Raw genomic sequence first — 25072 nt, 5'->3', positions numbered from 1 at the left:
CGGATCGTCACAGGGCTCTCCTCAGTACGCCAGCGAGCGGTCGACTGCGTCGAGCACCCTGTCCAGGCCCGGCAGGTACTCGTCCTCCAGGCGGGCCGGCGGATACGGGGCGTGGTAGCCGCCCACGCGCAGCACGGGCGCCTCCAGGTGGTAGAAGCACCGCTCCGTGATGCGAGCGGCGATCTCCGAACCCACACCGAGGAACACCGGGGCCTCGTGCACGACGACCAGCCGACGGGTGCGCTCCACCGAGGCCTGCAGACCGTCGAAGTCGATCGGGGACATCGAGCGCAGGTCCACGACCTCCACCGACTTGCCCTCCTCGGCCGCCGCGGCCGCCGCCTCCAGGCAGACCTTCACCATCGGCCCGTAGGCCGCCAGGGTCAGGTCGGTGCCCGCGCGGGCCACCCGGGAGCCGTGCAGGGAGTCGGGGATCGCCTCGAAGTCGACCTCGCCCTTGTCCCAGTAGCGGCGCTTCGGCTCGAAGAAGATCACCGGGTCGTCGCTGAGGATGGCCTGCTGGAGCATCCAGTAGGCGTCGCTCGCGTTGGACGGCGAAACCACCTTGAGGCCCGCGACGTGCGCGAACAGCGTCTCCGGGGACTCCGAGTGGTGCTCGACCGCGCCGATGCCGCCCGCGTAGGGAATGCGGATGACGACCGGCATCTTGATCTTGCCGAGCGAGCGCGCGTGCATCTTCGCGAGCTGCGTGACGATCTGGTCGTAGGCGGGGAACACGAAACCGTCGAACTGGATCTCCACGACCGGCCGGTACCCGCGCAGGGCCAGTCCGATCGCGGTGCCGACGATGCCCGACTCGGCGAGCGGGGTGTCGATGACCCGCTCCTCGCCGAAGTCCTTCTGCAGTCCGTCGGTGATCCGGAAGACGCCGCCGAGCTTGCCGACGTCCTCACCCATGATCAGGACCTTCGGGTCCGTCTCCAGGGCCTTGCGCAGCGAGTCGTTGAGCGCCTTGGCAATGGTCAGCTTCTGTACGGCCATGACTCTCACTCCCCGCCTTCGAAGGACGCGAGGTAGGCGGCGAACTGCGCGCGCTCCTCGTCGACGAGCGCGTGCCCGTCCGCGTAGACATTCTCGAAGATCGCCATGGTGTCCGGGTCGGGCATCGAGCGAACGACCTCGCGCACCCGCTTGCCCAGGGTCTCGCTCTCGGCCTCCAGCTCCTCGAAGTACGCCTCGTCGGCGGCTCCGGTCGCCAGCAGGTGGGCCTTGAGGCGCAGGATCGGGTCCTTGGCCTCCCAGGCCGCCGTCTCCTCGTCGCGCCGGTACTTCGTCGGGTCGTCCGAGGTGGTGTGCGCGCCCATGCGGTACGTGAAGGCCTCGACCAGCGTCGGGCCCTCGCCGCGGCGGGCCCGCTCCAGCGCCCAGCGGGTCACCGCGAGGCAGGCCAGGACGTCGTTGCCGTCCACGCGGACGCCCGGGAAGCCGAAGCCCTTGGCGCGCTGGTAGAGCGGCACGCGCATCTGGCGCTCGGTCGGCTCGGAGATCGCCCACTGGTTGTTCTGGCAGAAGAACACCACGGGGGAGTTGTAGACGGCGGCGAAGGTGAAGGCCTCCGCCACGTCGCCCTGGCTGGACGCGCCGTCGCCGAAGTAGGCGACGACCGCCGAGTCGGCGCCGTCCTTGGCCACGCCCATCGCGTACCCGGTCGCGTGCAGCGTCTGGGAGCCGATGACGATCGTGTACAGGTGGAAGTTGTTGGTGGTCGGGTCCCAGCCACCGTGGTTCACACCGCGGAACATGCCGAGCAGGTTGGTCGGGTCGACCCCGCGGCACCAGGCCACGCCGTGCTCGCGGTAGGTCGGGAAGACGTAGTCGTCGTCCCGCAGCGCCCGGCCGGAGCCGATCTGCGCGGCTTCCTGGCCGAGCAGCGAGGCCCACAGGCCCAGCTCGCCCTGGCGCTGGAGCGCCGTGGCCTCGCCGTCGAAGCGGCGGGTCATGACCATGTCGCGGTAGAGGCCGCGCAGGTCTTCGGTGGTGATGTCGGCGACGAAGGGGGCGAATTCCGCGATGTCGGGATGATCCGCGACCTCGACCCGTTCCCCTTCCGGCGTCAGCAGCTGTACGAGCTGGGGTGCGGCGTCATCATGCGTCTGCGCGGTGGCGGCGGCGGCCTTGGCGGCGCTTGCCGCGCCTGCCTGCCGCTTGGTGCCGCTGCTGCGGCGCGGCTTGCGCGCGGCAGTGCTCTCCACGGTCACGATTGCTCCTCCGTCGGTCCGGCACCCGGGTTCTCCGGGGACCAGTGCGGCTCACCTGCATCCCTGCCCGCGCACGGGGTGGGTGCGCTTCGGGTCTGGGATTCAGGCGTGACAGGTGCCCCGGCGAGTGCCCTGCGCAATGCACGTTACCCAGTGCGTCGCATAACTGCGAAACCCCGTTTGACCTGCGATTTTGCTTGGATTTCCAAGTAAATCGGCGGAAGCGGGAACAACCACTGGTCACAGCCTTGCAGGAGGCCGGAACAACGGCACGTTATCCCGGCCTTCATCTTCATGGAAGGGCTTGAATCCTGGGGCTTCCGGCGGTAACAGAGACCCCTCGCAGGCCCCTCGCACGCCCCTGTACCCACCCCGGGACCTGCTGCGACATCCACAACGCGCCAGCTTGCTCCGATTGCACCCGGTCCGCCCTCAAAAGCGCCTCTTGGGTCAGTTCGAGGCTAGGATGGAGCCGGATAAGGGGCCATCCCATTGCCGTAACCGGCTCTTTTCTGCTGAGTCGCCCGTCGGCACGTGCCCGGGGGCGCACAACCACTCGGACGGGTAGTCGATGAGCGCACAAGACGGTCAGGCCAAGATCAAGGTTTTCCTTCTGGACGACCACGAAGTCGTGCGTCGAGGTGTTCACGAGCTGCTGTCGATGGAGGACGACATCGACATCGTCGGTGAGGCCGGTACGGCCGCCGACGCGCTGGTCCGCATTCCCGCCACCCGCCCCGACGTGGCCGTGCTCGACGTCCGGCTCCCCGACGGGAGCGGCGTGGAGGTCTGCCGCGAGGTGCGCTCGCAGAACGAGGACATCAAGTGCCTGATGCTCACCTCGTTCGCCGATGACGAAGCACTGTTCGACGCGATCATGGCCGGTGCCTCGGGCTACGTCCTGAAGGCGATCCGCGGCAACGAACTGCTCAACGCGGTACGGGACGTCGCGGCCGGCAAGTCCCTGCTGGACCCCGTCGCCACGGCCCGGGTGCTGGAGCGGCTGCGCGACGGCAAGAACGGCAAGGGCGACGACCGGCTCTCCAACCTCACCGAGCAGGAGCGCAAGATCCTCGACCTGATCGGCGAGGGCCTGACCAACCGCGTGATCGGCGAGCGGCTGCACCTGGCCGAGAAGACGATCAAGAACTACGTCTCCAGCCTGCTCTCCAAGCTGGGCATGGAGCGCCGCTCCCAGGCCGCCGCGTACGTGGCCCGCCTGCAGGCCGAGCAGCGCAGGTAGGCCCGTAACCCCTCGGCTTCCGCCGGCCCTTTCCGGGCCCATTCCGGGCCCTTTCCGGTGACTGAACGTAACGCCCCGTGGATGCACGATTCCACGGGGCGTTCTGTTTAATTCGGGACCAACGTCCTCGATGTGCGGGGCGGGCTCCTCTTTTCCGGCACGGTGTCGGTACCGGAAAGTGGGTGACATGTCCCCAGAGGAACTCCACGCCATCGAACTGCTGCGCCGGGTGCCGTACGGCCGAGTCGCCACCAGCATGCGCGCGCTGCCCTTCCTCGCCCTCGCCCGCCACATCGTGGTGAACGGCAAGGTCGTCCTGAGAATGCACGCCGGATTCGGATACCACCAAGCCTGCAACGGCAGCGTGGTCTCCTACGGCGCCGACAATTTCAACTCCCCGGACCCCCAGCTCTGGTCGGTGCAGTTCACCGGCACGGCGAACATCGTCGAACCCACCAACGCCGAACTGGAACTCTTCGGTCCGGGTCCGCACTTCGTCGACGGGGCCGTCTTCGACCCGGTCTACATGCGCATCGAACCCCAGCTCGTCACGGTCCACACCCTCGCGGGCAATCTGGACCGGCAGTACCAGCACGCACTCTGAGAGACCCGCGGGGAGTTCGGTCGGGGACTTTGGTCCCGACGGCGAACGGCCCGGCGGCCGGTTGGATCCAACCGGCCGCCGGGCCGTTCGCGTTGCTCAGGGTGACCGGTCCGGATTACTGCTCCGGTTCCGGGTTCGGGGGCTCCGGCGTCGACTTCGACGGCGTGGGGATCGGCGGCTTCGACGGCGTCCTGGAAGGCGAGGGCGTCGGAGTCGGCGTCGGGGTGGGCGTCGGAGTCGGCGTCGGGGTGGGCGACGGCGTGAACTTGCTGCGGCTCGGCGTCGGCGTGTTGTCGTACGAGCGCGAGCTCTCCTGCGACGGCCTGGAGGGGGTGATCTCCTGGGACGGCGTGGTGCCCGGCGAACTGCTGGAGCTGCTCGACGTGAGCGGCGTGGTCGGGGTCTCGCCCTTGTCCTTGTTGCCGACGCCGTTCATCGCGTACGCCACGCCCGCCGCGACCGCGACCACGGCGAGGACGGCGAACAGCCACAGCTTCCAGCGGCCGCTGCCGGACCGGTCGTCGTAGCCGTCGTACCCGTCGTAGCCGCCGTGCCCGCCCGGACCGCCCTGGCCGCCGCCGCCCGGGAAGGCCGAGCCGTCGTCCGGGTTGAGCGGGGGCACCATCGGCTGCTGGAACTGCGAGGTCGAGGAGTGCGAGTTGTACCGGGGCTGACCGCCGCTGCCCGGCATCGGCATCGCGGTGGTCTGCGAGGGGCCGCGGCCGTGCGGCAGCGACATGGTGACCGGGCCGGTGTTCCAGGTGCCGGTGTTCGGCCCCTGGTCGTGCAGCATCTGCAGGGAGTACTGGACCAGCCCGCGCATCTCCTCGGCGCTCTGGAACCGGTCGTCCGGGTCCTTGGCGAGGGAACGCATGACGAGCCCGTCGAGCTCGTGCGGGATGTGGTGGCCCTCGGGCAGCTGGGACGGCGGGATCGGCGCGTCCTGCACGTGCTGGTAGACCACCGACAGCGGGGTCTCCCCGGTGAAGGGGGGCCGCAGCGCGAGGAGTTCGTAGAGCAGGCAGCCCGTCGCGTACAGGTCGGAGCGGTGGTCCACGGCCTTGCCCAGGGCCTGTTCGGGCGACAGGTACTGCGGCGTGCCCATGACCATGCCGGTCTGGGTCATCGTCGACTGCGCGCCGTGCAGGGCGCGCGCGATGCCGAAGTCCATCACCTTGACCGCGCCGGCGTCCGTGATGATCACGTTGGCGGGCTTGATGTCACGGTGCACGATGCCGTGCTGGTGCGAGTACGCGAGCGCTTCGAGCACGCCGGAGGTGATGATGAGCGCCTGCTCGGGGCCCGGGGCCTCGGCGCTGATCAGCAGCTCGCGGATGGTGCGGCCCTCGACCAGTTCCATGACGATGTAGGGGACGACGCTCGGGCCGACCCGGTCCTCGCCCGAGTCGTACACGGCGACGACGGCATGGTGGTTGAGGCCCGCGACCGACTGCGCCTCGCGCGTGAACCGGGCCTTGGACACCGGGTCCTCGGCGAGGTCGGGGCGCAGCAGTTTGACGGCCACGGTCCGGCCGAGCCGGACGTCCTCGGCGGCGAAGACCTCGGCCATGCCGCCGCGTCCCAGACGGTGGGTCAGCCGGTAACGGCCGTCTCCCACCAGCCCGCCCGCGCCCCAGTGCTCAGGACCGTCGGCCATCCCGGCGCCGCTTCCCTCGGGTTCGGGTGCCATCAGTCCTCGCCGTCGTCTGTCTCGGCCGCCGCTCAGCGGTAGGTCCTCATCGTCTGCTCCGATGAACGCTACAGCCTCGGAACCGGTCACCGTTCGGACAGGACACCGGGTGGCCTTGTGGTCACGGAACGGGAACCTGGCTTGACGTGTGCTTGCCCTCCGGCAGACTGAGGCCGACATGCGCTCAGCCAGAGGCGTAGGGACACATCCCGAGGGGAAGCAACAGTCATGAGCCAGGACGGCACTCAGGGCCAGTACGCGGGCGGCTCTTTGGCCGGTGGCCGTTACCAGCTACGGGATTTGCTCGGTGAGGGCGGCATGGCGTCCGTCTACCTCGCCTACGACTCCGCGCTCGACCGGCAGGTCGCCATCAAGACCCTGCACAGCGAGCTCGGTCGGGAGGCGTCCTTCCGCGAGCGCTTCCGCCGCGAGGCCCAGGCTGTAGCCAAACTGTCGCACACCAACATCGTCTCGGTATTCGACACCGGCGAGGGCGTCGTCTCCTTCGCGGACCCCTCCGCGGCCGACGGCGGCGTGATGCCGTACATCGTCATGGAGTACGTGGAGGGGCAGCCGCTCGGCTCGGTCCTCGACGCGGACGTCAGGCAGTACGGGGCCATGCCGGCCGACAAGGCGCTGAAGGTGACGGCCGACGTGCTGGCGGCTCTGGAGAGCAGCCACGAGATGGGCCTGGTCCACCGCGACATCAAGCCGGGCAACGTCATGATGACGCGCCGCGGCGTGGTCAAGGTGATGGACTTCGGCATCGCGCGGGCCATGCAGTCGGGGGTCACCTCGATGACGCAGACCGGCATGGTCGTCGGCACCCCGCAGTACCTCTCCCCCGAGCAGGCGCTCGGCCGGGCCGTGGACGCCCGCTCCGACCTCTACTCGGTCGGCATCATGCTCTTCGAGCTGCTGACCGGGCGGGTCCCCTTCGTCGCGGACTCGGCGCTGGGCATGGCGTACGCGCACGTGCAGGAGGAGCCGGTCGCGCCCTCCTCCATCAACCGCTCGGTCACCCCGGCGATGGACGCGCTGGTGGCGCGGGCCTTGAAGAAGAACCCGAACGAGCGCTTCCCCACCGCCGCGGCCATGCTCGACGAGGTCGCGCGGGTGGCGGGCGCCGGGCACACCGGGGCCCCGGCCATCGTTCCCGGCTCGCACCCGACCAACAGCGGCGCCGGGCTCGGCTCGGCCGTGTTCCCGCCGGTGGACTCCGGTCTCCAGGCGCCGCCGCAGTCGGTGCAGCAGCCGTACCAGGTCCCGCAGACGCCGTCCCCCTACGCTCCGACCCCGGCACCGGCCGCGGGCGCGTACGGGTACCCGCAGCAGCACGCCCCGCAGCAGTACCAGACCCCGGCACCGGCCCAGCAGGCGTTCGGGGCGCCGACCCCGGCGCCGTACCCGGCCGCGTCCCAGAGCGCGCAGACCTCCGTCGGCGGCAGCCCGGCGAACAAGAAGAACCTCCCGGTGATGTGGGGCGCCATCGCGGTGGCGCTGCTGGCCGTGGGCGGACTGGTCTACGGACTGCTCCCGACCGGCAAGGACGACAAGGCCGACCCGCCGGCCGGGCCCTCCTCCTCGGCCTCCGCCTCCGGCTCGGCGAAGGCCGGGCACAAGGGGCCCGACACGTCGCGCGTGATCGACGAGAAGAAGTGCAAGGAGCCCCAGAAGGACTTCAACGACGCGACCAAGGTGCAGGCCCCGGACTTCCGGTACATCAACGCCGTCTCGGTGAAGGCCTGCATCCGGGCCGCGGGCTGGAAGTACGAGGAGAAGCCCCGCGACGAGGCGGTCTACGGCGAGGGGACGGTCGTCGAGCAGTCGCCGGCCGGCGGAGCCAAGATCGACCCGAAGGACACCACCTTCACGCTGTACGTGTCCACGGGCAACCCGGAGTAGGACGCCCGGCCGCGGCCGCCGGCTCCGCCGCGGCGGAGGTGGCGGCCGCCGACGCGGCATCCCGTACGGCCCGTACGGGATGCCCCTTTTGTCCGTTTATGTAAATCTGAGTGCGTGACATACGCCCGCGCGCTGCGCTGGACCGCCGGGGCAGCGCTGGCGTCCGCCGCGCTGCTGGTCACGGCGGACGCGAATGCCGGGCCCCCGCCCGCCGCGACCTCCCACGCCCGGAAGCCCGCGGGCGTGGGCGCGCCCGCTTTGCTCGCCGCGCCGCTCGCCTCACCGAGCACGCCGCCGTCGTCCGCCGTGCCCGTCGTCGCGTCGTCCGCGGTGCCCGTCGTCGCGTCGTCCGCGAGCGCCGTCGGCGTGGCCGAGGTGCCGGACCAGGCCTTCGAGGAGCTCGCCGGAAGCGCCGCCGGGTCCGGGCGGGAGCGGCCGGGGCTGCCGGTCACCGAGCCCGCCAATCCCGAGACCGTGCTGGCCGCGCGGCCCGTCCCGGCCCGCCCGCGCACCGAGCCCGTCCGCACGGCCCCCGAGGTTTCTTCCACCCCGGCCCCGGTCAGCGCGCTCGGGACCGAGCCGAACGAGCGGGCCGCCGATCTGGCCGCGCACATACTGCCCCTCGGAACCGGATTCGCCCTGATGGGACTGGGTTTCGGCTTCATGGGAATGCGGCTGCGCCGGGGGCGCTGACTCCCCCTCGAGACCCACGGATCCCCGCCCTCCGCCTTGCGACGTAGCCCTCAGGGTGGTTGCGGTGATCGACATACTCGGTATACATACTGAGTATGTCGATCCGCCACGGCCTTCTCGCCCTGCTGGAACGGGGCCCTCGGTACGGCTCCCAGCTGCGCACCGAATTCGAGTCCCGCACCGGTTCCACCTGGCCCCTCAACGTCGGGCAGGTGTACACCACGCTCGCCCGCCTGGAGCGCGACGGCCTCGTCGCACCCGGCGGCGAGGACACCGCCGGGCACACCCTCTACGCCATCACCGACACCGGACGCGCCGAACTGCGCGAGTGGTACGAACGCCCCGTGGACCGGGCCAACCCGCCCCGCGACGAGCTCGCCATCAAGCTCGCCATGGCCGTCGGCGCGCCCCACGTGGACATCCGCGCCGTCATCCAGTCCCAGCGGCACGCCACCGTCCAGGCCATGCAGGACTACACCCGGCTCAAGGCCCAGGCCCTGACCGCCATCGAGAGCGGGCGGACCGGCGAACGCGACGACATCGCCTGGCTGCTGGTACTGGAACAGCTGATCTTCCAGACCGAGGCCGAGGCCCGCTGGCTCGACCACTGCGAGACCAGGCTCGTACGGCTCTGGGCGAGCGGGGAGCTCGCGCAGGCCGACCGGCCGACGGCCGATCCGCGGACCGCCGATCCGCGGACGGCCGTCGCGGAGCCGCCCGGGGAGACCACCGCCGGGACCGCCGGCACGGCCGGCCCGACCATCCCGACCACCGACCGGATGCCCCGTACCGCCCGCACGCGGCGGGGCTGACCACCGCTCATGTTCCAGGGGGGACCCTTCATGTCCGACCAGCCCGTACTGCAGCTGGACCAGCTCGTCCGCACGCACGGCAGCGGCGCCACCGAGGTGCACGCCCTGCGCGGAATCAACCTCTCCGTGCACCCCGGCGAACTCGTCGCCGTCATGGGACCCTCCGGGTCCGGCAAGTCCACGCTGCTCACCCTCGCCGGGGGCCTCGACACCCCCAGCAGCGGCCGGGTGATCGTCGAAGGCACCGACATCACCACCGTCGGCCGCAAGCAGCTGGCCGCGCTGCGCCGCCGCAGCATCGGGTACGTCTTCCAGGACTACAACCTGATCCCGGCCCTCACCGCGGCCGAGAACGTCGCGCTGCCGCGCGAGCTCGACGGGGTCTCCGCCCGCAAGGCCCGCGTCTCCGCGCTGGCCGCCCTGGAGGAGATGGGCCTGTCCCACCTCGCGGACCGGTTCCCCGACGAGATGTCCGGCGGCCAGCAGCAGCGCGTGGCCATCGCCCGCGCCCTCGTGGGCGACCGCCGCCTCGTCCTCGCCGATGAGCCGACCGGCGCCCTGGACTCGGAGACCGGGGAGTCCGTACTCGCCCTGCTGCGCTCCCGCTGCGACGCCGGCGCGGCCGGGGTCCTGGTGACGCACGAGCCGCGGTTCGCCGCGTGGGCCGACCGCGTGGTGTTCCTGCGCGACGGCAGCGTCGTCGACGAGACCCTGCGCAGCCACGCCGACTCCCTGCTCACCGGGCGGGCGGCCAACCAGTGATCTCCTCGTACCACTCCTGGATCGCGGCGATCCGGATAGCCCGCCGCGACGCCTGGCGCTCCAAGGGCCGCAGCGCCCTCGTCCTCGCCATGATCGCCCTGCCGATCGTCGGCGTCAGCGCCGCCGACCTCACCGTGCGCAGCTCCCAGCTCACCGCCGAGCAGCGCGTGGACCGGCTGCTCGGCGCGGCCGACGCGAGGGTCAGCGACACACACATGAACGGCATTCCCCTCTACCAGTCGCCCGACGGGCAGAACTACGCCCCGGTCGGCGGGTACGACAAGCTCAACCAGAGCGGTGGCGTCAAGGAGACCGGGGAGACCCCGCCCGCGCCCCCGCTGCCGCCCGGCGCCGAGTCCACCCGCGACAGCACCGCCTACGCCAAGGTCCGCACCCGGTACGGGATCCTCTTCACCGAGATGCGGGAGGTGGACACGGCCAGCCCGCTGACGAAGGGCCTGTGGACGCTGGACCGCGGCCGGCTGCCACGGGCGGCGGGCGAGATCATGGCCACCAACGCCTTCCTGAAGGAGTCCGGTTACTTCGTCGGCTCCACCGTGACCCCGCGCGATTCGGCGACCTCCTACAAGATCGTGGGAGCCTACGAGCTGCCCGACGCGCTGAAGCAGGCGCAGCTCATCGCGCCGCCCGGCAGCCTGTTCGCCCCGCTGGAGAAGGCCGGAGAAGCCTCCGGAAGCAGCGAACTGCGTACCCGGCACTCCTACCTGGTCAAGGTCGGCGGCGATGGTTTCACGTGGAACATCGTCAAGCAGGCCAACACCAAGGGCGTCCTCGTCGAGTCCCGCGCCGTCCTGCTCGACCCGCCGGCCGATGCCGACGTGCCGCTCTACCAGCAGGAACCCAAGAACAACTGGAACGGCGACGCGCTCCTCGGCAAGACCGAGCTCGCCATCCTGTCCACCGTCGTCGGCCTCGCCATGCTCGAGATCTGCCTGCTGGCCGGACCCGCCTTCGCGGTCGGTGCCCGGCGCTCGCGCCGCCAGCTCGGCCTCGTCGGCGCCAACGGCGGCGACCGGCGGCACATCCGGGCCATCGTGCTCTCCGGCGGCCTCGTCATCGGAGCCGCGGCCGCCGTCATCGGCACCGCCATCGGCCTGAGCCTGACCTTCGGGCTCCGGCCCGTCCTGGAACAGCAGATCGGCAAGCGCTTCGGCGGCTTCGAGATCCGCCCGCTGGAGCTCCTCGCCATCGGCCTGCTCGCCGTCCTGACCGGGCTGCTGGCCGCCATCGTCCCGGCCGTCACCGCCTCCCGGCAGACCGTGCTCGCCTCCCTCACCGGCCGCCGCGGCGTGCGCCGGTCCAACCGGGTCCTGCCCGTCCTCGGCCTGATCGCCGTCGCGGGCGGCGCCGCCATCGCCCTGTACGGCACGGTCTCCGGGATGGGCTCCGTGGTCGTCGCGGGCGGCAGCGCCCTCGCCGAACTCGGCATCGTCGCCCTCACCCCCGCCCTCGTCGGCCTGTTCGGGCGGGCCGGCCGGTGGCTGCCGCTGTCGCCCCGGCTCGCACTGCGCGACTCCGTCCGCAACCGGGGGCGCACGGCACCGGCCGTGGCCGCCGTACTGGCCGCCGTCGCCGGCACCGTCGCCGTGGCCACCTACCAGCACAGCCACGAGCTCCAGGCACGGTCCGAGTACGTCGCCCAACTGCCCTTCGGGACCGGCTTCCTGGAGACCCATGACACCTCCGCCTACCGGGACGTCCCCGCCGTGCGCCTCGTGCTGGAGAAGGAACTCCGGCTGGGCGTACGGGCCGACGTGGACAGGATCGCCATCGGCAAGCCCGGCTGCTCCCCGTACTCCTCCAACCGGGGCTGCGGACGGGCCGAGATCATCATCCCGAAGGACCAGCGCTGCCCCCTCTACGCGACCAAGGAAGGCCCCGATGCCTTCACCGTGGAACAGCGCAAGGAGCTCAGCGCCGACTGGCGCTGCGCCCGGGAGACCATGGGCGTGCAGTACCCCCTGGTCGTCGCGGACGAGAAGCTGCTCTCGGTCCTGGCAGTCACCGACCCCGGCGCGGTGTCCGCGCTGAAGGCGGGCAAGGCCGTCTCCTTCTCCCGGCAGAACGTGAAGGACGGCAAGGCCACCGTGCGGGTGATCACCTCCAACGAGACCCCCGACGGCGGCCTGGAGCCCGGTGAGGAACCGCCGGGCGAGGACAAGGTGTTCGCCGCCTACACGCTGCCCGATTCGGTGAAGGGCTACGGCCTGAAGCTGGTGCTGCCGCCTTCGGCGGCGAAGAGCGCGGGCCTGGCCACCGCCCCCTTCGGTTCGTACTTCACCCTCGACGGCGGAGCCGGCTCCGAGCAGCTGCAGCGGGTGGACGGAGCCATCGACAAGATCGGCGTGGACGCCTCGGTACGCGTCGAGAAGGGCTACCAGGGCAACGACAGCCTGGTCATGCTCGCCCTGACCGTCTTCGCGGGTCTGGTCACCATCGGCGCGGCCGGCATCGCCACCGGGCTGGCCCAGGCGGACGCCGAGGCCGACCTCAAGACCCTGGCGGCGGTCGGTGCCCCGCCGAGGGTGCGCCGCACGCTCAGCGGTTTCCAGTGCGGGGTGGTCGCCCTGATGGGCGTGGTCCTCGGCTCGGCGGCCGGGATCCTGCCGGCGGTGGGCCTGCGGCTCACCGAGCGGCGGGCCGCGGCCGACATGGTCCGCAGCAGTATCGAGCACGGCTACGCGGAGACCGTGCCCTACATGCCCATCGCGGTGCCGTGGGCCACGCTGGGCGGGCTGCTGATCGTGGTCCCGGTGGGCGCGGCGCTGCTGGCGGCCCTGGTCACGCGTTCGAGCGGAGCGCTCGCCCGCCGCGAAGCCTGACCGCTGCCGGACGGCACCGCGACGGCGACCGGCGGATGTTGGTGCCCCCGCACAGGGTGGATCACGCCTGTGCGGGGGCACACCGTGTGAAAGCGAAGGTGTGCGAGAGAATGACGGCATGGAGATGCCGAGGAGTGAACGGTCGCAGGACAGCCCCCCGCCCGGCCTGATCGTGGGGCAGGACGGGATGCCGGTCGGCGGCGCCGATGACGAGTCGCGCGAGGTCCCGGTGACGGAGATGGTCGAACAGCCCGCCAAGGTCATGCGGATCGGCAGCATGATCAAGCAACTCCTGGAAGAGGTCCGTGCCGCGCCTCTGGACGAGGCCAGCCGGGTCCGTCTCAAGGACATCCATGCCGCGTCCGTGAAGGAGCTGGAGGACGGTCTGGCTCCCGAGCTGGTGGAGGAACTGGAGCGCCTGTCCCTCCCCTTCACCGAGGAGGCCATCCCCTCCGAGGCGGAACTGCGGATCGCCCAGGCCCAGTTGGTGGGCTGGCTGGAAGGCCTGTTCCACGGCATCCAGACGGCCCTGTTCGCGCAGCAGATGGCCGCGCGGGCCCAGCTGGAACAGATGCGCCGCGCCCTCCCGCCGGGGTCCTCCCACGAGGACGACGACGAAGGCCCCCACGGCGCCATCCGCTCGGGCCCGTACCTCTAGGTCCCAGCCCTGTCCCCCTTCCGGGGCCGGCCACTCCCCTCGGGGTACGGCCGGCCCCGGAGTCGTTTCCCGACCCCGTCGACGCCCGCCCATGGAGCGGAGCGCCCGACCTCACCTCCGGTCCGTAAGGACCCGGTAAGCGCCGGAACCCGCCGGCAACACAACCCCCGCATACTCGGAACCATGACCTACGACGCCCTCGTCCTGGCCGGCGGCGCCGCGCGGCGACTCGGCGGGGCCGACAAACCCGGCCTCCTCGTCGGCGGCCGCCCCCTCCTCGACCGCGTCCTCGACGCCTGCGCCGACGCCCGGACCACCGTCGTCGTCGGCGGCCGCAGGCCGACGGCCCGGCCCGTCCACTGGGCCCAGGAGGATCCCCCCGGCGGCGGACCCGTCGCCGCCCTGGACGCCGGACTGCGCCACACCACGGCCGCGCGGGTCCTCGTACTCTCCGCCGACCTGCCGTTCCTGGACCGGGAAACGGTCCGGGCCCTGCTCGACGCGCCCGGCGGCGACGGAGCGATGCTCCGGGATCCCGGCGGCCGCGACCAGCCCCTGGTCGCCGCCTACCGGGCGGAGCCCCTGCGCAGGGAAATCGCCCTGCTGGCCGCCGAGCACGGCACCTTGACCGGTCTGCCGCTCCGCGCCGTCACCGCCGAACTCGACCTCATCCCCGTCACCGCGGCAGCGCCACTCGCCTCCTTCGACTGCGACACCTGGGACGATCTCGCCGCTGCTCGCGCCCGGATCAGAGAGCATGGAACCGTGCTGGAGCAATGGATCACCGCCGTCAAGAACGAGCTGGGCATCGACATCGCCGTCGACACCAAGACCCTGCTCGACCTCGCCCGTGACGCCGCCCACGGCGTCGCCCGGCCCGCCGCCCCGCTGACGACCTTCCTCGTCGGCTACGCGGCAGCCCACGCCGAAGCCACCGGCGCCGACCCCGCCCGGGCCGTCGCCGAGGCCTCGCGCAAGGCCGCCGACCTGGCCTTGCGCTGGGCCGCCGAAGCGGCCGAAACGGCCGGCTCCGAAGGCCCCGGCTCGCAGGGCCCCGGCACCGAAAAGACCGGCTCCGGATGACCGCCGACGCCCAAGCCAGGGACACGGCCGGGGACACGGCCGGGGACACGGCCGGGGACACCGCCAGGGACACCGCCGCGGCCGACGCCCGTAGCGCCGCCGACCGGGACCTCGACCAGGCCCTCGCCCTGGTCACCCGCAACCCTGACGGCGGCGGCCACCGGGCCGCCCCCTGGCTCCGCGCAAGGGAGGCCGCCACCCGCGCCGGTTCCGGCGTCCGGGGCCGCACCCACCGGGTCCCCCTGGCCGCCGCCCTCGGCGAAGTGCTCGCCGAGCCGCTCGACGCCCTCAGCGACCTGCCCTCCTTCGACACCTCGGCCATGGACGGCTGGGCCGTCGCCGGGCCCGGCCCCTGGAGCATCCGCCCCGGCCAGGACGCACTGGCCGGCTGCGAACGTCCCGCGCCCCTCGCGGACGGCGAGGCCGTACGGATCGCCACCGGCGCCCGGATCCCCGCCGACACCACCGCCGTCATCCGCAGCGAGCACTCCCGTGCGTCCGGCACCCTCCTCTACTCCGACCGGCCCGTCTCCACCGGCCAGGACATCCGCCCCCGCGGCCAGGAATGCCGCTCCGGCGACCTGCTGCTGCCCAGCGGATCCCTGGTCACCCCCGCCGTCCTCGGCCTCGCCGCGGCCGCCGGGTACGACGAGCTCACCACCCGGACCCGGCCGCGCGTGGAGATCCTCGTCCTCGGGGACGAACTCCTCACCGAAGGCCGCCCCCACGACGGCCTCATCCGCGACGCCCTCAGCCCCATGCTCGGCCCCTGGCTGACCCGGCTCGGCGCCGAGGTCGTCGCCACCCGCAGGCTCGGCGACGACCCCGCCGGAGCCGAAGCCCTCCTCAAGGCCGTCACCGGCTCCGCCGCCGACGTGGTCATCACCACCGGCGGCACCGCCTCCGGCCCCGTCGACCACGTCCACCCCGTACTCGCCCGGGCCGGCGCCGAACTCCTCGTCGACGGGGTCGCCGTGCGCCCCGGGCATCCGATGCTGCTCGCCCGCCTCGGCGACCGCGGCGACGGCCGCCACCTCGTCGGCCTGCCCGGCAACCCCCTCGCCGCCGTCTCCGGGCTGCTCACCCTCGCCGAACCGCTGCTCCGGGCCCTGGCCGGGCGCAGCGTCCGCCCCCGGTACACCGCCCCCGTGCGGGGCGACGTACCCGGACACCCCCACGACACCCGCCTCGTGCCGGTCCTGCTGACCGACGAGCACGCCGTACCGCTGCGCTACAACGGCCCGGCGATGCTGCGCGGGGTCGCCGCCGCGGACGCGCTGGCCGTCGTACCGCCGCACGGTGCGCGCTCCGGGCAGGAAGTGGAGATCCTCGACCTGCCGTGGGCCTCGGGGGGATGTTTCACGTGAAACTTCACGGCTCCGACGCGATGGCGCGCGGCGCCGACGAGAAACTCGTCTCGCGCCGCATCAAGCTGCCCAGGCGGGTCGTCGAGAAACCGCTGCGGCAGGTCACCCGGCGGCTGCTGATGGCGCTCTTCGTAATGTGCCTGACGGTCCTGATCGTGTGGATCGACCGCGAGGGCTATCACGACAACGCCAACGACAAGGTCGACTTCCTCGACTGCGTCTACTACGCGACCGTCACCCTGTCGACGACCGGCTACGGCGACATCGTCCCGTACAGCGACAGCGCGCGGCTGGTGAACGTCCTGCTCATCACGCCGCTACGGGTCCTGTTCCTGATCATCCTGGTCGGAACCACCCTGGAGGTCCTCACCACACGGACCCGGGAAGAGTGGCGGCTGAGCCGCTGGAGGAAGAACTTGCGTGACCACACGGTCGTCGTCGGCTTCGGCACGAAGGGCCGCTCGGCCCTCCAGACCCTGCTGGCCACCGGACTCCAGAAGGAGCAGGTCGTCATCGTCGACCCCAGCGCCAAGGTGATCGACATCGCCAACGCGGAAGGGTTCACAGGGGTCGTCGGCGATGCCACGCGCTCCGAAGTCCTTTTGCGCGCAGAGCTGCAGAAGGCCCGTCAGGTGGTCATCGCCACGCAGCGGGACGACACGGCGGTCCTGGTCACCCTGACGGCGCGCCAGCTCAATCGCGGCGCGAAGATCGTGGCGGCCGTCCGGGAAGAGGAGAACGCCCCGCTGCTGCGCCAGTCGGGCGCCGACGCGGTCATCACGAGCGCGAGCGCGGCGGGCCGGCTGCTCGGGCTGTCGGTACTGAGCCCGAGCGCGGGCACCGTAATGGAGGACCTGATCCAGCAGGGCAGCGGTCTCGACCTGATCGAGCGGCCGGTCAACCGGTCGGAGGTCGGCAAATCGGTCCGGGACACCGACGACCTGGTCGTCAGCGTCCTGCGCGGCCACCGCCTGCTCCCGTACGACGACCCGCACGCGAGCCCGCTCCAGCTGACGGACCGTCTCATCACCATTGTCCGGGCGAGGCCCTCGGCGACCCCACCGGTGGTCCTGGGCCCCGTGGAGTAACTCGCCCGCCCCGGAGGGCCGCACACCGGCGCACGGCCCGGTAGCCTCCGGGCCATGCATGCGATCACCATCGAACAGCCCGGCGGCCCCGAAGCCCTGGTGTGGGCCGAGGTACCCGACCCGGTGGCCGGCGAGGGCGAGGTCCTCGTCGACGTCGCGGCCAGCGCCGTGAACCGCGCCGACGTCCTGCAGCGGCAGGGCTTCTACGATCCTCCGCCGGGCGCTTCGCGCCACCCCGGCCTGGAGTGTTCCGGACGGATCTCCGCCGTCGGCCCCGGGGTCTCCGGCTGGTCGGTGGGCGACGAGGTGTGCGCGCTGCTCGCCGGCGGCGGGTACGCCGAGCGGGTCGCCGTTCCGGCGGGCCAGCTGCTGCCGGTACCGGCAGGCCTGGACCTGGTGACGGCGGCGGCGCTGCCCGAGGTGGTCTCCACGGTCTGGTCCAACGTGTTCATGGTGGCCGGTCTGCGCCCCGGCGAGACCCTGCTCGTGCACGGCGGATCGAGCGGCATCGGGACGATGGCCATCCAGCTGGCGAAGGCGGTCGGCGCTCGGGTGGCGGTGACGGCGGGCGGCAAGGAGAAGCTGGCCCGCTGCGCGGAGCTGGGCGCGGACATCCTGATCGACTACCGCGAGCAGGACTTCGTGGCGGAGGTCCGGGCGGCCACGGGCGGGGCCGGGGCGGACGTGATCCTGGACATCATGGGAGCGAAGTACCTCTCCCGGAACGTGGACGCGCTGGCCGTGAACGGCCGCCTCGCGGTGATCGGGCTCCAGGGCGGCGCCAAGGCGGAGCTCAACCTCGGCGCACTGCTGGCGAAGCGGGCGGCGATCACGGCGACCTCCCTGCGGGCACGGCCGCTGGAGGAGAAGGCGGCCATCATCGCGGCGGTACGGGAGCACGTGTGGCCCCTGATCGCCACGGGCCGCGTCCACCCGGTGGTCCACGGCTCCTTCCCGATGCGGGAAGCCGCCGAGGCGCACCGGGTGCTGGAGTCGAGCGCACACGTGGGCAAGCTGCTGCTGACCACCTGAGCGCGGCGGTGGCGGATCCCGCCACCGCCGCCAGGACCTAAAGGCTGCGCAGCAGTACCGCCGGGGACTCGACGCAGTCGGCCACGTACCGCAGGAAGCCGCCCGCCGTACCGCCGTCGCAGACCCGGTGGTCGAAGGTCAGGGACAGTTGGACGACCTGGCGGACCGCCAGCTCGCCCTGGTGCACCCACGGCTTGGGGATGATCCGGCCGACGCCGAGCATGGCCGCCTCCGGGTGGTTGATGATCGGCGTCGAGCCGTCCACCCCGAAGACCCCGTAGTTGTTCAGCGTGAAGGTGCCGCCGGTGAGGTTCGCCGGGGCCAACTTGCCCGTGCGGGCCAGCTCCGTCAGCCTGCCGAACTCCGCCGACAGCGACTCGGCGCTGCGCCCCTGCGCGTCCCGGACCACCGGGACCATCAGGCCGCGCTCCGTCTGCGCCGCGAAGCCGAGGTGCACGGCGGGGAGCCGGACGATCTCCTTGGCCGCCAGGTCCACCGTGGAGTTGAGCTCCGGGTAGCGCGCCAGCGCCGCCGTGCAGATCCGGGCCAGCAGCGCGAGCACCGAGATCTTGGGGCCTCCGGCGGCGTTCATCGCCGCCCGCGAAGCCATCAGTTCGGTGGCGTCCGCGTCCACCCAGCAGGTGGCGTCCGGGATCTCCCGCCGGCTGCGCGACAGCTTGTCCGCGACCGCACCGCGTACGCCCTTGAGCGGGATCCGCGTGGCGCCTTCCGGCGCGCCGGACGGGGCCGGTGCGACGGCGGCGGCTGTCGCGACCGGCTCCGGCGCGCGCAGGGCCGCCTCGACGTCGGAGCGCAGGATCAGCCCCTCGGGGCCGGAGCCCGCCAGTGCGCGCAGGTCCACGCCGTGGTCCCGTGCCAGCTTGCGGACCAGCGGTGAGATGACCGGTACGGGCCCACCGCCCACCAGCAGCGCAGCCGGGGCCGCGGCCGCGGCCGGGACGGGTACCGGGGCCGGGGCGGAGATCGGGGCGGAGACCGCAGCCGGGGCCGCGGCCGCAGCCGCGGGGACCGGTACCGGCGCGGCGGAGCCAGGTCGCACCCGCCTCCGACGCGCCGGACGCGAGTGGTCCGAGCCGTAACCGATCAAGGGCCGGGGCGCGGTCGCGGAGTCCGGGGACCCCTCGGGGGCCACGGCATCGCCCGGCACACTCTGCGTCCCCACCGCCACGGTGATCAGCGGTGCGCCGACCGGCAGTTCCGTCCCCTCCTCGCCGAACCGGGCGGTGACGACACCGCCGTAGGGGCACGGCACCTCCACCATCGCCTTGGCCGTCTCGACCTCGACGACCGGCTGGTCGATGGCGACGACGTCGCCGACCGCCACCAGCCAGCGGACGATCTCCGCCTCGGTGAGCCCTTCCCCGAGGTCCGGCAGTTTGAACTCCATCACCTGCGGCATCAGTTCTCCCACTGCAAACGGGCCACGGTGTCCAGGATCCGGTCCACGCCGGGGAGGTGGTACTTCTCCAGCATCGGCGGCGGATACGGGATGTCGAATCCGGTCACGCGCAGCACCGGCGCCTCCAAGTGGTGGAAGCACCGCTCCGTGACGCGGGCGGCGATCTCCGCGCCGGGTCCGCCGAAGCCGCCCGACTCGTGGACCACCACCGCGCGCCCGGTCCGGCGTACGGAGGCCACGACGGTCTCCTCGTCGAAGGGGACGAGCGAGCGCAGGTCCACGACCTCCAGGTCCCAGCCCTCCTCGCGCGCCGCTTCGGCCGCCTCCAGGCACACCGGCAGCGAGGGCCCGTAGGTGATCAGCGTCGCGCTCGTGCCGGCGCGCCGGACGAGGGCCTTGCCGATGCCGGGCACCACCGCGGGCGCCTGCGGCGACCAGTCGGCCTTGGACCAGTACAGCCGCTTCGGCTCCAGGAAGATCACCGGGTCGTCGCTGGCTATCGAGGCGCGCAGCAGTCCGTACGCGTCCTCGACCGTCGCCGGAGTCACGACGGTGAGCCCGGGGGTGGCCACGTAGTACGCCTCGGAGGAGTCGCAGTGGTGCTCCACGCCGCCGATCCCGCCGCCGTACGGCACCCGGATGGTGATCGGGAGCGGCATCGCGCCGCGCGTGCGGTTGCGCATCTTCGCCACGTGCGAGATCAGCTGCTCGAAGGCCGGGTACGCGAACGCGTCGAACTGCATCTCCACGACCGGCCGCAGCCCGTACATGGCCATGCCCACCGCCGCGCCGAGGATGCCGGCCTCCGCGAGCGGGGTGTCCGTACAGCGGTCCTCGCCGAACTCCTTCGCGAGCCCGTCCGTGATCCGGAAGACCCCGCCGAGCGCCCCGACGTCCTCGCCCATGACGTGGACGGTCGGGTCCTCGGCCATCGCGTCGCGCATCGCCCGGTTCAGGGCCTGCGCCATGGTCGCCGGCTTCGTGGTCACCGGCTTCGCCGCCACCGTGGTCATGACGGGTCTCCCTCTTCCAGCTCTGCCGCTTCCTGCTCGGCCGCGTCCAGCTCGGCACGGAGCATGGCCGCCTGTTCGCGCAGTCGGCCGGTCTGCTCCGCGTAGACGTGTGCGAAGAGGTCCATCGGATCGACCACCGGCTCCGCGTTCATCCCGTCCCGCAGTGCCGCCGCCATCTCCTCGGCCGCGTCCTTGGCGGCCTGGATGCCCGCCTCGTCCAGCAGCCCGCGGGCGGTCAGCTCGCGCTCCAGCAGCTCGATCGGGTCATGTGCCTTCCAGGCCTCGACCTCGGCGTCGCCCCGGTAGCGGGTCGCGTCGTCGGCGTTGGTGTGGGCCTCGATCCGGTACGTGACGGCCTCGATCATGGTCGGTCCGCCACCGGACCGGGCCCGCCGGACCGCCTCGGACAGCACCTCGTGCATGGCGGCGATGTCGTTGCCGTCGACGAGGCGGCCGGGCATCCCGTACCCCACGGCCTTGTGGGCCAGGGTCGGGGCGGCGGTCTGCTTGGCGAGCGGGACGGATATCGCGAAGCCGTTGTTCTGGACGAGGAAGACCACCGGCGCCTGCCAGACGGCGGCGAAGTTCATGGCCTCGTGGAAGTCGCCCTCGCTGGTTCCGCCGTCGCCGACCATGGCGAGGGCGACCACGTCGTCGCCGCGCAGTCGGGCGGCGTGCGCCAGGCCGACCGCGTGCGGCAGCTGGGTGGCGAGGGGGGTCGACAGCGGGGCTATCCGGTGCTCGCGCGGGTCGTACCCGGTGTGCCAGTCGCCCCGCAGGAGGGTCAGCGCCTGTACGGGGTCCAGGCCGCGGGCCACGGCCGCGAGGGTGTCGCGGTAGCTCGGGAAGAGCCAGTCCTGGTCCTCCAGGACGAGGGCCGCGGCGATCTCGCAGGCTTCCTGTCCGACGGTGGACGGATACACGGCCAGTCGGCCCTGCCGGGTGAGGGCGGTGGCCTGGGCGTTGTAGCGGCGGCCGCGCACCAGCTCGGCGTAGCACCGGCGCATCAGCTCGGGGTCGAGCCGGTCGGCAGCCGGGGTGCCCAGCACCCGGTACGGCTCGGGGTCCGGGAGCAGCGGGGCGGCATCCGTACGGGGCCTCCAGGCGGGCGGCTGGGTGGAGCGGTGGGACGCACCGGCACCGGGCAGCTCTTGGACCGTCATGGCGGTGTACACCTCCTCGTGGGAAGCGGGCAGAGAGGGCCCCGGGTGTGAGGCCCCTCACCTACCGATTGTTCGGTTGTCCGCGCAATTTGGCTACAGGCGGCTCCAGGCTGTGGACAAACTGGCGACGACGCCCTGGTATGGGTGCAGGACGTCCAGGAGAGGCAGGCAGCGGGCGATGGCGGATGAACAAATGGCCGGAGCGGGATCCGGGACAGGCCCCGGACCGATACCCCCGGTAAGTGCTCCCGGGGTCCCGCAGGTCCCTCAGGTCCCGCCGCGCCCCCTGGATCCGATCGACCGTTCGATCGTGCGCCTGCTCCAGGCGGACGGCCGCGCGTCGATACGTTCCGTGGCGGAGCAGGTCCACGTCTCCCGGGCCAATGCCTACGCCCGCATCAACCGGCTCATCGACGACGGGGTGATCCGGGGCTTCACCGCCCGCGTCAACCACGAGCGGGCGGGCCAGGGCGCCTCCGCCTACATCACCCTGAAGATCGTCCAGAATTCCTGGCGCACGGTCCGCGAGCAGCTCCGCGAGCTTCCGGGCGCCGCCCACATCGCCCTGGTGAGCGGAGATTTCGACGTCCTGCTCCTGGTCCACACCCCGGACAACCGCACCCTGCGCGAGCTGGTCCTGACCCGCCTCCAGTCCATCCCGGAGGTGCTGTCCACCCGCACCCTGCTGGTCTTCGAGGAGACGGACCTGCTGGCCCGCGACCCGGCGGCGGGCCCGACGATCACGGAGGACTGAAGGATCACGGAGGACTGGAGGACCGAGGTCCTCCGTCGCGGGGCCCTCTAGCCCTTCCGGCCGAGGGCCTTCCTCCTCGCGTATGACAACCGCAGGTCCCGGGGCCCCGTCTGCACCGGTATGAGCACCAGCCCGCCCCCCGACCCCGCCGTGACGTCCTCGCGGCGCCCGTCCGAGCCCCTGCGCTCCCTCTGCTGGGCCGCGGCCATGACCGCCGTCGTCGTGGCCGCGGGTTACGCCGCCCACCGCTGGGCGGGGGCCGGCATGCCCCTGGAGCCCCTGCCGGGCTCTCCGTGGCCCTACCTCACCGCGTGGGGCGTCCTCGGCTTCGGGGCGTTCCTGCTCGTGCGGTGGGCGACGTACGGCCTGGAGTGGGACGGCCTGCTCTCCGCGGCGCCCGTCTTCATGGGGATCCGCGCGGGCCTGAGATACCGCCCGGACCTCACGCTCCTGTACGGGTACGGCGCGCTGACCCTGGCCGCGGCGGCCTGCGCCGTCCTGCTGTGGCGGCTGCGGAGCCGCCGCCCGGCCTCGTCCTGAGGGTCAGTGCTGGGTGCGCAGGCCGTCCAGGGCCATGCTGACCACCGCGTCGGCGAGCTGGTCGGAGGTGGTGCCCGGGTGCGGGCGGTACCACTCGACCAGGGAGTTGACCATGCCGAAGAGGAGCCGGGTGGCGAGGCGGATGTCGACGTCCGCCCGCAGGTCCCCCTCGGCGGCGGCGGCCTTGAGCAGGTCCGCGACCTGGTGGTCGAACTCGCGGCGGCGCTCCAGCGCCCAGCGCTCGGTACGGGTGTTGCCGCGCACGCGCAGCAGGAGCGTCACGTAGGGGAGCTCCGAGACGAGGACCTCGACGGTGCGGCGCGTGACGTATTCGACCCGCTCGACCGCGCGGCCCCGTATCGCCCCGGACTCGCCCAGGACCGCGAAGAGCTCGTCCAGCGCCCGGCTGACGGCGCGGTGGAGCAGCTCCTCCTTGCCGGCGACATGGTGGTAGATCGAGGACTTCGAGATGCCTGCGGCCTTGGAGAGGTGCTCCATCGAGGTGCCGTCGTAGCCCCGCTCGTTGAAGACCTGGACGGCGACCGAGAGGAGCGTCTCGGGCGTGTACGTGTCCCGTTTGGCCGTCGTCATTCGCTCTCCCCCTCGTCGTACGCGTCCGCCTCGTCCGTCTCGTCCCCGTCCGCGCCCTCGTCAGCGCCCTCGTCGTCTCCCGCCACGTAGCCCAGCTTGTACAGCGCCAGCGAAGGCGCGTACCGCCCGCCCGGGCAGCGCTCGTCGAGGTGGTGCAGCAGGTCGTACGCCCAGTCGCGGCCGAGCCGGTCGTGCCATTCTGCGGGGCCCGCGGGGTAGTTGACCCCGAGCCGCATCGCGGTGTCGATGTCCTCGGCGCCGGCCACCCCGCGCGCGACGGCGTCGGCGGTGAGGTCGATCAGCATCGCGACGGTCCGGGCGACGATCATGCCGGGGACGTCGCCGATGACGGAGACCTTCTTGCCGAGCTTCTGGAAGAGGCCGATGGCCTCGGACAGGGTCCGCTCGCTGGTGTCCTCGCTGGCGGAGAGCGCGATCCGGGTGGCGCCGCGGTAGTCGAAGGCGAGGTCGAAGTAGACGACGTCCGCGAACTCGATCGAGGTCTTCCCGTCGGCGAGCACGAGCTGCCCCTCGCCCGGGAGCTGGATGTACGGGCCCCCGTGCTCGGTGGAGGTGACCGCGATCCCGGCCTCCTCGACGAGGTCGACGAGGGCGGCCGCGGGCCCGAGGTCGCCGACGAAGGTGACCTTGGCGGGCGCCTCCTCGGGGCCCGCGGTGTGCGGGGCCGGGGCCTTCGCCTCCGGGCCGTACGGGTACCAGCCGTGGCCCGTCTTGCGGCCGAGGCGGCCGGACTGGACCAGGCGGCGCTGCGCGAGGGAGGGGGTGAACTTGGGGCTGCGGAAGAAGGACTCCCACACGGAGCGGGTGACGGCCTCGTTGACGTCCTGGCCGATCAGGTCGGTCAGCGCGAAGGGGCCCATCTTGAAGCCGCCGCTCTCGCGGAGCACGGCGTCGATGGTGGCCGGGTCGGCGCCCTGCTCCTCGTACACCGCGAAGGCCTCGGCGTAGAAGGGGCGGGCGATCCGGTTGACGATGAAGCCCGGGGTGTCGGCGCAGCGGACCGGGGTCTTGCCCCAGCCGAGGACGGTGCCGTACGCGCGGTCGGCGGCGGCCGGGTCGGTGGCGAATCCGGAGACCACCTCGACCAGCGGGAGCAACGGGGCCGGGTTGAAGAAGTGCAGGCCGAGGAAGCGGCCGGGGTGCGCGAGGCCGGCGGCGAGCTCGGTGACGGAGAGGGAAGAGGTGTTCGTTGCCAGCAGCGCGTCCGGCGAAACCACCTCTTCGAGGGCCGCGAACAGCGCGCGCTTGACGGCGACGTCCTCGACGACCGCCTCGACGACTAGGGCGGCCCCGGCGAGCCCGGCCAGCCCGGCCGCCGCATCGATCCGGCCGATCGCGTCCTCGGCCTCGGCCCGATCCAGCCGGCCCTTGGCGGCCATCCGCTCGACCCGGTCCTGCACGAAGCCGACCGCGTCGGCGGCGAGCGCTGCGTTGATGTCGTAGATCAGCACGCGGTGACCTGCGAGAAGGGCGACCTGGGCGATGCCCTGTCCCATGGTGCCGGCGCCGACGACCGCCACTGTGCGGGACCGCTCGATTGCTGTCATGCCCAGATCCTCCCGCACCGGCTT

At 72.2% G+C, this 25072-nt stretch carries 22 protein-coding genes; 14 read left to right on the top strand and 8 right to left on the bottom strand.

Annotation, left to right across the window (positions count from 1 at the left end; translation table 11 throughout):
- Nucleotides 1–21 precede the first annotated feature (21 nt).
- Together OG490_RS19095 and pdhA (OG490_RS19090) are read right to left on the bottom strand one after the other, a co-directional pair.
- Nucleotides 22–1002: an alpha-ketoacid dehydrogenase subunit beta gene (locus OG490_RS19095; RefSeq protein WP_330297502.1), complete on the bottom strand. Its 981-nt coding sequence runs from the start codon at nucleotides 1000–1002 to the stop codon at nucleotides 22–24.
- 5 nt (nucleotides 1003–1007) lie between these two features.
- Complete coding sequence (pdhA, locus tag OG490_RS19090) at nucleotides 1008–2219, bottom strand: pyruvate dehydrogenase (acetyl-transferring) E1 component subunit alpha (RefSeq protein ID WP_330297501.1); 1212 nt, start codon at nucleotides 2217–2219, stop codon at nucleotides 1008–1010.
- A gap of 571 nt (nucleotides 2220–2790) precedes the next feature.
- Between pdhA (OG490_RS19090) and OG490_RS19085 the strand changes: the two genes are divergently transcribed.
- The gene (locus OG490_RS19085; RefSeq protein ID WP_330297500.1) at nucleotides 2791–3462 is read left to right on the top strand and encodes a response regulator transcription factor; all 672 of its coding nucleotides are present in this window, start codon (nucleotides 2791–2793) and stop codon (nucleotides 3460–3462) included.
- A 187-nt stretch (nucleotides 3463–3649) separates the two neighbouring features.
- Complete coding sequence (locus OG490_RS19080) at nucleotides 3650–4066, top strand: pyridoxamine 5'-phosphate oxidase family protein (RefSeq protein WP_330297499.1); 417 nt, start codon at nucleotides 3650–3652, stop codon at nucleotides 4064–4066.
- Nucleotides 4067–4181: 115 nt separating this feature from the next.
- On the opposite strand, the gene OG490_RS19075 is transcribed toward OG490_RS19080, so the two are convergent.
- Nucleotides 4182–5756, bottom strand: coding sequence for a protein kinase domain-containing protein (locus OG490_RS19075; RefSeq protein WP_330297498.1), 1575 nt, complete (start codon nucleotides 5754–5756; stop codon nucleotides 4182–4184).
- Between the two features lie 228 nt (nucleotides 5757–5984).
- Between OG490_RS19075 and OG490_RS19070 the strand changes: the two genes are divergently transcribed.
- The 10 genes from OG490_RS19070 (at nucleotide 5985) to OG490_RS19025 (ending at nucleotide 17999) form a co-directional block, all read left to right on the top strand.
- Complete coding sequence (locus tag OG490_RS19070; RefSeq protein ID WP_330297497.1) at nucleotides 5985–7661, top strand: protein kinase domain-containing protein; 1677 nt, start codon at nucleotides 5985–5987, stop codon at nucleotides 7659–7661.
- 114 nt (nucleotides 7662–7775) lie between these two features.
- Nucleotides 7776–8354, top strand: coding sequence for a hypothetical protein (locus OG490_RS19065; protein WP_330297496.1), 579 nt, complete (start codon nucleotides 7776–7778; stop codon nucleotides 8352–8354).
- Between the two features lie 95 nt (nucleotides 8355–8449).
- Complete coding sequence (locus OG490_RS19060) at nucleotides 8450–9166, top strand: PadR family transcriptional regulator (protein WP_330297495.1); 717 nt, start codon at nucleotides 8450–8452, stop codon at nucleotides 9164–9166.
- Between the two features lie 30 nt (nucleotides 9167–9196).
- A complete protein-coding gene (locus OG490_RS19055) occupies nucleotides 9197–9928 on the top strand; it encodes an ABC transporter ATP-binding protein (RefSeq protein WP_330297494.1) in 732 nt (243 codons plus the stop codon).
- Entirely contained in the window at nucleotides 9925–12771 is a 2847-nt protein-coding gene (locus tag OG490_RS19050) for an ABC transporter permease (RefSeq protein WP_330297493.1), read from the top strand. The genes OG490_RS19055 and OG490_RS19050 overlap by 4 nt, the downstream gene beginning before the upstream one ends.
- A gap of 118 nt (nucleotides 12772–12889) precedes the next feature.
- Nucleotides 12890–13429, top strand: coding sequence for a bacterial proteasome activator family protein (locus OG490_RS19045; RefSeq protein WP_330297492.1), 540 nt, complete (start codon nucleotides 12890–12892; stop codon nucleotides 13427–13429).
- 183 nt (nucleotides 13430–13612) lie between these two features.
- Complete coding sequence (locus OG490_RS19040; protein ID WP_330297491.1) at nucleotides 13613–14512, top strand: NTP transferase domain-containing protein; 900 nt, start codon at nucleotides 13613–13615, stop codon at nucleotides 14510–14512.
- A complete protein-coding gene (locus OG490_RS19035) occupies nucleotides 14509–15879 on the top strand; it encodes a molybdopterin molybdotransferase MoeA (RefSeq protein ID WP_330297490.1) in 1371 nt (456 codons plus the stop codon). The genes OG490_RS19040 and OG490_RS19035 overlap by 4 nt, the downstream gene beginning before the upstream one ends.
- Nucleotides 15867–16967 carry a potassium channel family protein gene (locus tag OG490_RS19030; protein ID WP_330297489.1) on the top strand — a complete coding sequence of 367 codons (1101 nt, stop codon included), beginning with the start codon at nucleotides 15867–15869 and terminating at the stop codon, nucleotides 16965–16967. The genes OG490_RS19035 and OG490_RS19030 overlap by 13 nt, the downstream gene beginning before the upstream one ends.
- 54 nt (nucleotides 16968–17021) lie before the next feature.
- A complete protein-coding gene (locus OG490_RS19025) occupies nucleotides 17022–17999 on the top strand; it encodes an NAD(P)H-quinone oxidoreductase (protein WP_330297488.1) in 978 nt (325 codons plus the stop codon).
- Nucleotides 18000–18036: 37 nt separating this feature from the next.
- Here the strand turns inward: OG490_RS19025 and OG490_RS19020 are convergent, their stop codons facing one another.
- Genes OG490_RS19020 through pdhA (OG490_RS19010) form a run of 3 tightly spaced genes read right to left on the bottom strand, consistent with a single transcriptional unit; the run spans nucleotide 18037 to nucleotide 21595 of the window.
- Nucleotides 18037–19419, bottom strand: coding sequence for a dihydrolipoamide acetyltransferase family protein (locus tag OG490_RS19020; RefSeq protein ID WP_330297487.1), 1383 nt, complete (start codon nucleotides 19417–19419; stop codon nucleotides 18037–18039).
- Nucleotides 19419–20432, bottom strand: coding sequence for an alpha-ketoacid dehydrogenase subunit beta (locus OG490_RS19015; RefSeq protein ID WP_330297486.1), 1014 nt, complete (start codon nucleotides 20430–20432; stop codon nucleotides 19419–19421). Before OG490_RS19015 ends, OG490_RS19020 begins: the two co-directional genes overlap by 1 nt.
- Nucleotides 20429–21595, bottom strand: coding sequence for a pyruvate dehydrogenase (acetyl-transferring) E1 component subunit alpha (gene pdhA, locus OG490_RS19010; RefSeq protein WP_330297485.1), 1167 nt, complete (start codon nucleotides 21593–21595; stop codon nucleotides 20429–20431). The genes OG490_RS19015 and pdhA (OG490_RS19010) overlap by 4 nt, the downstream gene beginning before the upstream one ends.
- Nucleotides 21596–21905: 310 nt before the next feature.
- Between pdhA (OG490_RS19010) and OG490_RS19005 the strand changes: the two genes are divergently transcribed.
- Both OG490_RS19005 and OG490_RS19000 read left to right on the top strand, forming a co-directional pair.
- Nucleotides 21906–22349 (top strand): Lrp/AsnC family transcriptional regulator, encoded by a 444-nt coding sequence (locus OG490_RS19005; protein ID WP_443065839.1) that lies wholly within the window; start codon nucleotides 21906–21908, stop codon nucleotides 22347–22349.
- Nucleotides 22350–22469: 120 nt separating this feature from the next.
- Nucleotides 22470–22889, top strand: coding sequence for a hypothetical protein (locus tag OG490_RS19000; RefSeq protein ID WP_330297484.1), 420 nt, complete (start codon nucleotides 22470–22472; stop codon nucleotides 22887–22889).
- A gap of 3 nt (nucleotides 22890–22892) precedes the next feature.
- Here OG490_RS19000 and OG490_RS18995 read toward each other — a convergent pair whose 3' ends face one another.
- Both OG490_RS18995 and OG490_RS18990 read right to left on the bottom strand, forming a co-directional pair.
- Nucleotides 22893–23480: a TetR/AcrR family transcriptional regulator gene (locus tag OG490_RS18995; protein WP_330297483.1), complete on the bottom strand. Its 588-nt coding sequence runs from the start codon at nucleotides 23478–23480 to the stop codon at nucleotides 22893–22895.
- Complete coding sequence (locus OG490_RS18990) at nucleotides 23477–25048, bottom strand: 3-hydroxyacyl-CoA dehydrogenase (RefSeq protein WP_330297482.1); 1572 nt, start codon at nucleotides 25046–25048, stop codon at nucleotides 23477–23479. Before OG490_RS18990 ends, OG490_RS18995 begins: the two co-directional genes overlap by 4 nt.
- Between the last annotated feature and the right edge of the window lie 24 nt (nucleotides 25049–25072).

Source organism: Streptomyces sp. NBC_00503 (genome assembly GCF_036346895.1).
Lineage (GTDB): Bacteria > Actinomycetota > Actinomycetes > Streptomycetales > Streptomycetaceae > Streptomyces.
Note: the sequence above shows the minus strand (reverse complement) of the source record. Positions and strands in the feature narration are given on the sequence as shown.